This is a genomic window from Agrobacterium sp. OT33, assembly GCF_017313365.1.
GTDB classification, from domain to species: domain Bacteria; phylum Pseudomonadota; class Alphaproteobacteria; order Rhizobiales; family Rhizobiaceae; genus Agrobacterium; species Agrobacterium rhizogenes_A.
Genome location: NZ_JAFLMZ010000007.1, coordinates 195275 through 207868 on the forward strand (window position 1 = coordinate 195275; position 12594 = coordinate 207868).

Consider the following 12594-nt stretch of genomic DNA (forward strand, 5'->3'; position numbering starts at 1 on the left):
AACCGTCCTGTCGCCGTTAGCTTAGCAGGCCATGGCGAAAAGCGAGCGCGACGGTATGCTGCCTGTTCCTGGCGCTGAAACGGCGCTGGATTCCGTTGATATACCAGTCGACCGTGTGGTTGGAGATGGATAGCTGGCGTCCGATTTCGGTGGAGGTCATGCCATCCGCCATCAGCGTCAGGACCTCCATTTCGCGCCTCGTCAATTCGAGCGCGGAGACTTCCGGGGCATTATTGAGACCATGGGCCTGGCCCGAAAGATCGAGCAGCCGCCAGAATACGGCGCGTGTCGCCGCATCCAGCAGCTCGACCTGCAGCGACGGCAATTGCCGGTCCTGACCGCCGATGAAGACCGCGCCGATAAAGCCCGCGCGCCCATGCACCGGAAAGGCATAACCGCCTTGCAGACCGTAACGGCCGGCATCGTTAAAAAAGACGCTCGCCCTTTTACGATGCATCGCACGCGGCAGGCCCTCAAGCGCTTCTTTCCACTGAAACGGCTTGTGCACCATGCCGATCACCTTACGGACGGGATCGACGAGATTGTATTTCTTGGCCCTGTAGACCTCGATCCAGCCTTCCGGCAGATGTTGCGCAAGGATCTGGCCGTTAGAGGCAAGCTCCCCGGTCATCCGCCTGCTAACGAGGAAATATTCGAAACCGTATTCGCGGATGAGCGCCACAAATTCGGAGCGCACGTGGTCGGCGTTTCCCGCTTGGTAACAGGCAGAGATGAAATGAAGAATATCATGCATAAAGACACAAGGTCCGGAGCTTGGCTTGAAGGGAATGACACGGAGGACATGGTCCCGCGATGACGTCATGTTACTCGGGCGCCGGTCGGTTCAGATTGAACATATCGTCGTTAGCAATCCCTGAAACGAAGATGCGAAATCTTGTGACGGCGTCCCCCGGGAAACATCGGGTTCGGTTTTTTTCGGTTCGCACGCGCGCTCAATTTGTTAAGCCGCCATTCAGACAGAAAGAGCGATAATTACACAAAATTCGCCGTCTCATGCAACCTTGCTAAAGTAGCAAGGCTTTGAGACCGAACAATCAACAGCTCGAAAAAGACGCACGGACTGGATTGAAAATTTGACCTTGTTTCAGGTTTACACACGCGCTCTGCGCTATCTGACCGTTCATAAATGGCGGGTGACGGTGGTCGTCATCGCCAACGTCATTCTTGCAGCGATCACCATCGCCGAACCCGTACTGTTCGGCCGTATCATCGACGCCATCTCTTCCGGCACCAATGTCACGTCCATCCTCATTCTGTGGGCGGGTTTCGGCGTCTTCAATACCGTCGCTTATGTCGCGGTCGCGCGCGAGGCCGACCGGCTGGCCCATGGCCGGCGCGCTTCGCTTCTGACCGAAGCCTTCGGCCGCATCATCTCCATGCCGCTCTCCTGGCACCATCAGCGCGGCACATCCAACGCCCTGCACACGCTGCTGCGCGCCAGCGAAACGCTGTTCGGCCTGTGGCTGGAATTCATGCGCACGCATCTGGCCACCTTCGTCGCGCTGGTGCTGCTTGTGCCAACCGCCATGTCCATGGACCTGCGCCTCAGCTTCGTTCTGATCGGCCTTGGCATCGTCTACTGGTTCATCGGCAAATGGGTCATGGGCCGCACCAAGGACGGCCAGGCTTCGGTCGAGGAGCATTATCACAGCGTTTTTGCCCATGTCAGCGATTCCATCAGCAACGTGTCGGTGCTGCACAGCTACAACCGCATCGAAGCTGAAACCAAAGCACTGAAATCCTTCACCGAAAAGCTGCTGAGCGCGCAATATCCCGTGCTGGACTGGTGGGCCTTCGCAAGTGCGCTCAACCGCACGGCCTCCACCGTTTCGATGATGATCATCCTCGTCATCGGCACCGTGCTGGTGAAGAACGGCGAGTTGCGCGTTGGCGATGTCATCGCCTTCATCGGTTTTGCCAATCTCCTGATCGGCAGGCTGGACCAGATGCGCCAATTCGTGACGCAGATTTTCGAAGCCCGCGCCAAGCTCGAGGATTTCTTCGTGCTGGAGGATTCCGTCAAGGAACGGGAAGAGCCGGGCGATGCCCGCGAATTGTCGAATGTCTCCGGCACGGTGGAGTTCCGCAACATCAATTTCGGTTTCGCCAATACCAAGCAGGGCGTTCACGACGTCTCGTTCACGGCCAAGGCGGGCGAAACGGTTGCGATCGTCGGGCCGACGGGCGCCGGCAAGACCACGCTCATCAATCTCCTGCAGCGGGTCTATGATCCCGATTCCGGCCAGATCCTGATCGACGGAACCGATATTTCGACGGTGACGAAAAACTCGCTCCGCAACTCCATCGCCACCGTGTTTCAGGATGCCGGTCTGCTAAACCGCTCCATCCGCGAAAACATCCGCCTCGGCCGCGAATCGGCAACGGATGCGGAAGTGGTGGAAGCCGCAGCGGCGGCCGCGGCAACCGACTTCATCGACAGCCGTATCAACGGCTATCTCACCCAGGTCGGTGAACGCGGCAACCGCCTCTCCGGCGGCGAGCGCCAGCGTATCGCCATTGCGCGCGCTATCCTCAAGAACGCGCCTATTCTGGTTCTCGACGAGGCGACCAGCGCACTTGACGTGGAAACGGAAGCCCGCGTGAAGGCTGCGGTGGATGCGCTGAGAAAGAACCGCACGACCTTCATCATCGCCCACCGTCTTTCCACGGTTCGCGACGCCGATCTCGTGCTGTTCCTCGATCAGGGCCGGGTCATAGAAAAGGGTACTTTCGATGAGCTGAGCCAGCGCGGCGGACGCTTCACCTCGCTGCTGCGCACCAGCGGCCTGCTGACGGAAGAAGAAGGCCAGTCCCGGCCAAAGGCCATAGCGTCCTGACGCCTTGGCAATAGGAATACAAAAAGGGCGGACAACATATTGTCCGCCCTTTTTCTTTGCCTGTTTCGTAAAGACGGTTCCAAGCCATGGGTCCTATCGCAGGATTTGCGCCAAAGAGCTCGCCAGCCAAAAATCGATCTGCCCGAATGGGAAGACATATCCCAGAAAGGCAACGAGACCCGCCGTAACATTGATCAGAAAAACACCGAGAAGCACGCCAAGTGTCACTCCAGTGCCCGTTTTCGAAGGGTAGCGCGCCAGCCAGCACGACAATGCCAAGGACAGGACGGCAAAGAATATGGACAGCGCGGTTTCTGTGAAAGAGACGTTGAATTGCAAGATAACCCTCCTTCCGGCCTGACGAAATTGTCGCGGAACGCGCGAAGACCACTTCCAGTCACTGTTGGTACATTCTGAAACCGGCCGTCCATGACAGTTTCCTGCCAAGACACATATTTCGCAGATGGAGCGCCCGCAAGCACGGCTTCTGCGAGAAGTGGTCGACGGCTCCGGGCCTGACACTCCAGCCCGATCCCTGGAGGCTTTCACAGATGACCATATCCCGGCGCCGCCGGCTTTTCGCCGGCAGCTGCGAAAGCCGCTGGGCGTCAGGGCTATCAGCCGCCAAGATGCTCAAACGGACTTGAAGGCAGCCCTGTAAAAATTCAGGCCCCTGCGTCACCGCAGGAGCCTGATCTTAGGCAGATATAGAGCTGACAGCGTCAGTCGAAGGAGATCACCCCATCGCCGGCCGCCAGGTCCTTGCCGTCGACGGATATGGAAACCTCCGCCGTACCGGCCTTGCGGCTGACGGTGATGTTTCTTGCTTTTCCATCGAGCGTGATGCTGACCGAGAAACCGCTCCAGTCTTCCGGCAGCGACGGCGAAACATGCAGCTTGCCGCCGGTGCGGGTTATGCCGAGAATCCCCTCGACAGCTGCACGGTAGAGCCAGCCGGCGGAACCCGTGTACCAGCTCCAGCCACCGCGCCCCGCATAGGCGCCCTCGCCATAAACATCTGCGGTCACCACATAGGGTTCGACCCGATAGGTTTCCGACGATGCCGCATCGAGCGCATGGTTGACCGGGTTGAGCAGCTTGAAGCAGTTCCATGCCTCCTGGGCGCGGCCCTGCCGTGCGAGAGCGAGAACCACCCAGGTTGCGGCATGGGTATATTGCCCGCCATTTTCACGCACACCCGGCGGATATCCCTTGATGTAACCCGGATCGTGCGGCGCACGCGAGAAAGGTGGCGTGAACAGCCGGATGATACCGGTCTTTTCATCGACCAGATGCTCCATGACGGCGTCCATCGCCTGCCGCGACCGGCCTTCTTCGCCTTCACCGGAGAGAACGCTCCAGCTCTGGCCAAGCGAATCGATCCGGCATTCCTCGCTGCTGGCTGAACCGAGCGGCGTGCCGTCATCGAAGTAGCCGCGCCGGTAATAGCTGCCATCCCAGCCTGCGGTTTCGAGAGCATTGCGCAGTTTTTCGCGGTGCGATGCCCATTTTCCGACGCGGTCGGTATCACCACGCTTCTCGGCGATCTCGATGAAATCGCGCAGGGCCCCGGAAAGGAACCAGCCGAGCCAGACGCTGGTGCCCTTACCGCCGACGCCGACACGGTTCATGCCGTCGTTCCAGTCACCACCGAGGATCAGCGGCAGACCGTTTTCACCAGTGCGATGAATGGCGAGATCAAGCGCAAGCGCCGCATGTTCGTAAAGCGTGACAGACCGCTCGCTTGTCTCCGGCTGGAAGAAGGCATCGTGCTGGCCTGGCATCAACGCCGGGCCTTTCAGGAAGGGGATGTTTTCATCGAGAATGGCGGCATCACCCGTGGCCGAGACATACTGGTTGATCGCATAAGCGAGCCAGACGACATCGTCCGAAATCGTCGTGCGGACACCCGCACCCGTCAGCGGCAGCCACCAGTGCTGCACGTCGCCTTCCGGGAACTGGCGGCCTGCCGCGCGCAGGATCTGCTCGCGGGCGAGATCCGGCTGGTAGAGCAGGAAGGCCAGCGTATCCTGCAGCTGGTCGCGGAAGCCGAAGGCGCCGCTCGACTGGTAAAAGGCGGTGCGCGCCAGAATGCGGCATGCCAGCGCCTGATACGGCAGCCAGTTATTGACCATGTGGTTGAAGCCGGCATCGGGCGTGGAAACCTGCAACTGGCCGGTAAAGCCCGTCCAGAAAGCCTTGCTCGCATCCAGCACCGTCTGGAAGTCCGCCTTGCGGGCATCCTTCACCAGTGCTTCGGCCTCTTCCGCATTGTCGGCATCACCGAGAATGAAGGTCATGTGCCGTTCTTCACCGGGCTTCAGATGGATTTCCTGCATCAGCGCGGCGCAGGGATCACCATCAAGCTCGGTGCTACCGCTGAGTGCGGCACCGGATACGATCCCCTGTGGTGCCTGTGCCGAACCGAAGCGGCCGATGAATTCCCGGCGGCTGGTGGTGAAGCCGCTCGCCTCAGTGTCGAGCGTCAGGAAGGACGTGCGGGCGCTATAGTCGATGCTGTAGGGGTTCGACGCGAAGATCGCGTTGCTGCCGGCATCGTGCCTGCTCAGAATGAACGGCGCGGATTTCTGGCCGTTATTGCCGAGCACCCATTCCACATAGGCATAGACCTTCAGGCGGCGGCTTTTCGTGCCCTTGTTGCGAACGATGACCTGCGAGAACTTGACCGGCTTCTCGCGGTCGACGGTCTGCGTCACCTCGACTTCGAGCGTATCCGCCACACCGGTCAGCACGGAGTATCCGAGACCATGACGGGTTTCGAACAGCGCTTCGGGATCACGCGACAGCGCGGCGCAGGGCGTATAGAGCTTTCCTGTCTCGACGTCGGCGACATAGAAAGCCTCACCCGGCCGGTTGATAACCGGGTCATTGCTCCATGGCGTCAACTGATAGTCGCGCGAATTGCGGCTCCAGCTGAAACCGGCACCTTCGCCCGAAATATGGAAACCGAAATTCTCGTTCGAGACGACGTTGATCCAAGGATGCGGCGTGGACTGCCCGCCATTGAGGCGCACCACATATTCCTGTCCGTTTTTGGCGAAGCCGCCAAAGCCGTTCCAGAAATCGAGATCGCCCGCATCCTCGACCGGCTCTGCGACCGGGAAGGCCGGAACAGGCAAACGGGCCTGTGCGGCATCGCTCGTGCCGTCCGGGCCGCGATGGGCCGCAAACAGCGATACAGCGCGGTTGATCTGGTCGACGATTTTGCCGTTGCGCACGTGAAGAACAACACGGGAGGCGGCGAGAAGCGCGCTCCAGGTCTCTTCGTCCATCAGGTCGCGACGCACGGAGAAGACATGCGGACGCCCGCCATCGGCAGGATTGATGCGGCGCTGCGCCTCGGAAATGTGATCCAGCGCATGCTGCATGTCCTGCGCATAGGACGCGGCCCGCTCATTAACGATGACCAGATCGAAGATCACGCCACGCGAGCGCAGATATTCGTGGGCGCTCAGCGCCTCACGGGCGATATCCATGTCCATGTCGTCGTTGATACGCAGGCTGAAGATCGGGAAATCGCCAGAAATCGCAAGCGGCCAAAGGGCGCGCTGCGAGGCGAGGCCCGTTTTCAGCGTTTCTGAATCCGCACGCAGATGCATGTCCGGATAGGTCAGATAACGGCCGAGATGCTGGAAGGCGGCCGCCTGCTGCGAGGTAACACCCACATGGCGCATCTGCACCTGCGTACGCGTCCAGGCATGCACGAGTTCATGCGCAAAAGCGTCCGGATGACGGTAACGGTCGATCGCTTTGTCGACTTCCTCGCGGCTCGGCGCGGCAATCGTCCAGAAGATCACGCTCACCTTCTTGCCCGCCGGCACGCGCACAGTGCGGCGCAGCGACAGGATAGGATCGAGTGTGAAACCATCCGTGCTGGAAAGCGTTGCACCGGTATCGAAGGCTGCGGCTTCGCGCAGCGACCGGCCGCGACCGATGAACTTGGCGCGGTCCGTCTCGAATTCCGTCGGGCGCGACGGGCCGGCATTGTCGGCGGCCAGATGCGCGATGACGGTACCCGGCTCGTTCGGGCTGCGACGGTTGCGCCAGGCGCGGATGACATCACCACGCCGGCCGATTTCCGTCTGCACGAACATGCGCGAGAAAAGCGGATGGGCGTTATCGTCATCTTCAGACGCGATGACCGGCTCCATATAGGAGGTCACTTCAATATAGCGATCCTCGGAACCGACGTTCAGCAGCGTGATACGGCGGCCTTCGGCATCATGCTCGGTGGCGACGATGCACTCAACCACGCTCTGCAGATCGCCTGTTGTCTTGTGGAACTCGGCCTTGTCATCGGTGAAGATCGTCTTGGTCTTTTCACCTTCGATGACACGCGGCTCGGCCGTCGCACTCCACCATTGTCCATTGGTGGTATCGCGCAGGAAGATGAAGGTGCCCCAGCGATCTTCAGTCGGGTCGGCCTTCCAGCGGGAAATCGCCTGGCCGTTCCACTTCGAATAACCCGCGCCCGTCGAGGTGAGCATGGTCGAATAATGGCCGTTCGAGAGGAACACCACTTCGCGGTCGCGCACCGCCGGATCGGCGATGGAGCGCACTTCGGCACGCAACAGGTCGGCCTGCTCCTTGCCGGGGGTTTCCGGCTCGTATTTGGCGCTCATGACCGGAACTTCGCGCGGCGCCTTCTCCTGCAGCAGCAGTTCGGCCGCCTCGATCACCGGATCGGAGTGGAAGAGTTCACGCAGCACGCCGTCAAAGGCGACGTTGGCGACAGCCGCAATCGACATGCCGTGGTGGTGGGCATAATAGTTATAGACCACCGCGCAGACCTTGCCGTCAGGCACACGCGTCGGCGTGAAATCCACCGCATCGTGGAAACCGTACTGGCCAAGCGCGCCAAGCTTGCGCAGCTTGTCGAGGTTCTCAAGCGCACCGTCAGGATCGTACTGGCTGGCGAGGATCGACGCATAAGGCGCGATCACCGCATTCTGGCCAAGGCCACGCTTGAGGCCAAGGGTCGGCACACCGAAATTGGTGTATTGATAGTTCATGTTGTGATCGCGGGCATTGAACGCCGCTTCGGAAATGCCCCATGGCGTGCCGAGACGACGGCCATGGTTCATCTGTTCCTTGACGATCAGATTGTTGGTCTGGTTGAGAATGCCGCCCTGACGCTCCTGCATGACAAGCGGCGGCATCAGATATTCGAACATCGAACCCGACCACGACACCAGCGCGCCCTGCGCGCCGATCGGCACGACCTGACGGCCGAGACGATACCAGTGTTCGGTCGGCAGATCGCCCTTGGCGATGGCGAACAGGCTGGTCAGGCGGCATTCGGAAGCCAGAAGGTCGTAGCAGGCTTCGTCCAGCTCCTTGCTTTCGACACGATAGCCGATCGACAGCAGACGGCGATCCTTGCGATAGAGGAACGTGAAGTCCATCGAGAAGGCGAGGTTGCGGCTGCGGTCGCGCAGCGAAGCAAGACGCTGGCGCAGCGGCTCCATATTGGTGAGGTCGATGGCGCTGTCGGAAATATGCGACTCGCAGCATTCCACCAGCAATTGCGCCCAGCGCGTCACTTCCGCACTCTGCGCCGACTTCACCTCGTGGTCGACATTGGTGGCAAGCTTCTGGATATCGCGCGCAAGTACCGCCAGATTGATGACGCGGATCGAGGCGAATTCATGCTCGCGCTTGACGGAGGCGAGCGCGTTCGAGAAACCGATGATGCGCTCTTCAAGACGGCGGTGCAGCGGACGCAGGTTCTTACGGTTGTCAGGCAGGGCCTTCAGCGTTTCGCGCAGGATGCCGGCAACGTCGCCGATACCGTCCAGATTACCCTGAAGGTGGGCGGAAGGAGCTTCCGCCCAGTCACGGCAGGCGGACGAGACCGCAATCAGGTGACCGGCGAGATTGCCGCTGTCCACCGCCGAAACATAACGGGGTCCGAGCGTCTGCAGGGTATCCGTATGGTACCAGTTATACAGATGGCCGCGATACTTCTCCATTTTCTCGACGGTCTGGATCGTGTTTTCGATCCGCTCCAGCGTATCGGCAAAGCTGATCCAGCCGAACCGGCGCGCCGAAATGACGGACAGCAGATAAACGCCGATATTGGTGGGCGAGGTGCGCGAGGCGATGATCGGCTCCGGCGTTTCCTGGAAATTGTCCGGCGGCAGATGGTTTTCCTGCGGCGTCACGAAAGTCTCGTAATAACGCCAGGTGCGGCGCGCGATCTTGCGAAGCTCGAAGGAGACGTGTTCGGAGACGAACAGCCGATCCTCGGTTTCAGCCGACTGGCTGACATACCAGGCAACGGCAGGCGACAGGACCCAGAGCAGCGTGAAGGGAATGCCGATCAGGAAGGCATTGTCACCCGGCAGCGCCGCAAACAGCAGGCCGAGCATCGCCACCACGGGCGCGTGCCACATCTGGCGATAATAATCGATGATGCTGCCCTGCGCGCTGGACTGGATGCTGGCGGCGGTGCGCCATTCCAGCATCAGCTTGTGGCTGACGAGCAGACGGTAAAGCGAACGGACAATCGCGTCCGTCATCATGCAGGCGGCATCGGCAATGAAGACAATGCGCAGCGCAACCTGCGCGTTGGTGGCGCGTATTTCCGACCAGATGGTATGGAAATGCGCCTGCGGCACGATGTCGGTGGAACGCGGCACGAGGCCGGAGAGCAGCGAAAGCGTCGGCGCCACGAAGAGCGAGAAGATCAGCAGGATCTGCCAGATCAGCGCGCCGAGCGGATCCATGAAATACCAGCCGAGGATGGAGGCGAAGAACCAGGCGATCGGTGTGAGCGAGCGACGCAGATTGTCGACCATCTTCCAGCGGCCGATGGCGGTAACGCCACGGGCGCGATCGAGAATATAGGGCAGGAGCTGCCAGTCGCCACGCGCCCAGCGATGCTGGCGCGACACTTCCACCTCGTAGCGGGTCGGGAAATCTTCGACGAGTTCCACATCGGTCACCAGCGCGCAGCGCGCAAAGGAGCCCTCGAGCAAATCGTGGCTGAGGATCGAGTTCTCTTCGATACGGCCCTTCAGCGCCGCCTCGAAGGCATCCACGTCGTAGAGGCCCTTGCCGGTGAAGGTGCCTTCCGAGGTCAGGTCCTGATAGACGTCGGAAACGGTGAAGACGTAAGGATCGATACCGCGATTGATCGAAAAGACGCGCTGGAAGACGGAAGCGTCCTTGCCTGTCGTCAGCGAGGGCGTAACGCGCGGTTGCAGCAGGCCGTAACCTTCGACAACACGGCCGGAAACAGGATCGATCACCGGACGGTTGATCGGGTGATGCATCTTGCCAACGAGTTTGGTCACCGCATCGCGCATCAGGCGCGTATCGGCATCCAGCGTCATGACGTATTTGACATCGGCCGGGACGATGTTCGCGCCGCCGAGGAATGTCGTGTCCTTGTCGCCGCGCAACAGCATGTTCAGCTCATGCAGCTTGCCGCGCTTGCGCTCCCAGCCCATCCAGCAGCCTTCCGCCGGATTATAGATACGGCGGCGGTGCAGCAGGTAAAAGCGCGTCTTGCCGTCAAAGGCATAACGGCTGTTCAGCGCCGCAAGCTCGCGCTTGGCATAGTCGAGGATCTCAAGATCCTCATCGGATTGCTCATATTGCGCATCGCGCCAGTCGCTGACGAGCGAGAAATAAATCTCGCCATGCGGATTGGCGAGATAATGCACCTCGATATTGCGCATCATCTCGTCAACGCTGTCGCGGCTGGTGAGCATGCAGGGCACGGCAACCAGCGTGCGGGCATCCTGTGGAATGCCGTTCTTGAACTCGTATCCGACCAGCCGGAACGGTTTTACGAAGAAGGTGACGAGCGTGTTGAAGAGACCGGTTGCCCCTTCCGAGGCCGGCAATGCGAACATCAGCAGGAAGGCGGTGACGACATACCACGGCATGCCGGCTTCCGCGAGGAACCAGCCGACCGCCAGCATGGCAAACGCGGTGATCAGAAGCACCGGCGCGGCGATCGCCAGCCAGTTGAACTTGCGCATCGAGCGCACGATGTGCTGCGACACCAGCGGCCGGTAACCCAAAGCCTTTTCAAGCTCAAAGCGACGCTGGCCGACAAGCACGGAGCCGACATTGACGCGATGGTTGTCATCGGCCCCGGCAGGTGTCTCCGAACGCGCCATTTCGACGGCGGCACGCGCAACCTCGACTTCGGTCTTGGGGGAGCGACGTGCCAGAAGCTCGATCGTATTGCGATAGGTGTTGCGCGAACCGAAATCGAGAACTTCGTAATCTGTCTCTTCGCGCAGAACCTTGTCGATATGGCTGACTTCCTCAAACCACACCGACCATTCGGTATCGTCGATTTCGCGCAGGCTCTTGACGATGTTGCCCATCGTCACATTGCCGGACGCCAGACGATTATGTTCCGACATCATGACATTTTCGGCATCGGTGCCGGCGGCATGCAGGCGTTCTTCCAGCCAGGCCACGGCGAAGCCCGATGTCTGCGAACCGTTGCGCAGACGATAAAGGAACTGTGTCGCGAAAGTCGGATCGTCGACCAGCGAATCGACCTGTTTCAGAAGCGCGGCCGACGCCTCGGCATCGTTCAGCCGGATGATCTCGTCGACGACCTCGTTCGCCTTCTGGCGCATGCGGCGCGAGCGCTCGACGCGGATGGAGATGCGGCGAAGATTTTCAATGAGGACAAAACGGATGATCGACGGCAGTGCCCACAATTCGCCGATCTGCAGCGTCTTCGAGGTCTGGTAGCCATCCACCAGCGCTGTCATGTTCTCGCGCGAAACCGTGCTGTGGGTATGGGCAACATAAAGCCAGCCAAGCGCCATGACCCGCGGGATCGTCACGCCGCCCACCGTCATCGTCGGCAGCTGGCGATAGAATTTGCGCGGAAAATCGCGGCGCACTTCCTGGATCGCTTCTTCGATGACGTAATGGTTATCGAGCAGCCATTCCGCAGCCGGCGTGATCGTCGCGCCATTTTCCGCATCGACGGCCGTCGTGCGGTAGACCCTGAGGATTTCCTTCTCGTTCTCGCGGTGACGCTCGAAGAAATCGAATTCCATGAAACCGGGAAGGCTGTCGGCACCGTCGCGGGAAAGCGCGGCACCCGCATCATGCAGTTCCTCGATCGTCATATAGGACGCGCGGATCGAATCATTGTGATCGATCTGCTTCGTCTCGGAATCACGGGCGGCGGCGGTCGGGGTGATATGAAATGACATCGGGCTCGTATTCTGAACTTAAGGGAAACCTGTTCGACTTGACCGGCATTTCGTCCGTGGCGGGAACACGCACAAAAATCGGGCCACGCTATATTTATGACTTATCCTGAACCTTCGGTGAACCGGGCCGGGCGCCGGACGGATCGGATCATCCGATGACGGATGTCCGTGGGCGCAGCATCGTGCAGGGCAATTTTTCCGAGGTGCCTGCAAAGCAGGAGATCGGCGCAAACAGCGAGTTTCCGGCGACAGGAAAATTTCATCCTGCGGCCCGGCAAAGCCGTTCCAACTGGATTTCGCACACTCCCCGACGGCGAAAATTGTTCGCACAACGCCCGATAGTCCCCCGTTGACAACCTGAAGGGCAACGCGAAACCAAGGAGGCCCGCGCCACATCCGAAAGAAGCTAATGCCCCAGGACGTCAATAGTTCCATGCCACCTGTCGCGGCACGATGCAAGCGCTGAATTCCTGGGTGTTTCGGCACCGGAAACGCCCCTTACATGGCCCTGCATATGC

4 protein-coding genes are annotated in these 12594 nt (G+C 60.2%); 1 reads left to right on the top strand and 3 read right to left on the bottom strand.

Translation table 11 applies throughout. From position 1 onward, the window contains the following. Positions 1–16 precede the first annotated feature (16 nt). On the bottom strand, positions 17–754 hold the full coding sequence (locus tag JZX88_RS17810) for a LuxR family transcriptional regulator (RefSeq protein ID WP_065114342.1): 738 nt from the start codon (positions 752–754) through the stop codon (positions 17–19). A 340-nt stretch (positions 755–1094) separates the two neighbouring features. Between JZX88_RS17810 and JZX88_RS17815 the strand changes: the two genes are divergently transcribed. Next, a complete protein-coding gene (locus JZX88_RS17815; RefSeq protein ID WP_206914319.1) occupies positions 1095–2858 on the top strand; it encodes a glucan ABC transporter ATP-binding protein/ permease in 1764 nt (587 codons plus the stop codon). A 93-nt stretch (positions 2859–2951) separates the two neighbouring features. Here the strand turns inward: JZX88_RS17815 and JZX88_RS17820 are convergent, their stop codons facing one another. Next, complete coding sequence (locus JZX88_RS17820; RefSeq protein WP_110756654.1) at positions 2952–3197, bottom strand: hypothetical protein; 246 nt, start codon at positions 3195–3197, stop codon at positions 2952–2954. Between the two features lie 383 nt (positions 3198–3580). Continuing rightward, the gene (locus JZX88_RS17825; protein WP_206914320.1) at positions 3581–12076 is read right to left on the bottom strand and encodes a GH36-type glycosyl hydrolase domain-containing protein; all 8496 of its coding nucleotides are present in this window, start codon (positions 12074–12076) and stop codon (positions 3581–3583) included. Between the last annotated feature and the right edge of the window lie 518 nt (positions 12077–12594).

Coding starts and splice junctions, on each gene's coding strand:
- JZX88_RS17810 (WP_065114342.1), bottom strand. CDS start 754: ATGCATGATATTCTTCATTTCATCTCTGCCTGTTACCAAGCGGGAAAC.
- JZX88_RS17825 (WP_206914320.1), bottom strand. CDS start 12,076: ATGTCATTTCATATCACCCCGACCGCCGCCGCCCGTGATTCCGAGACG.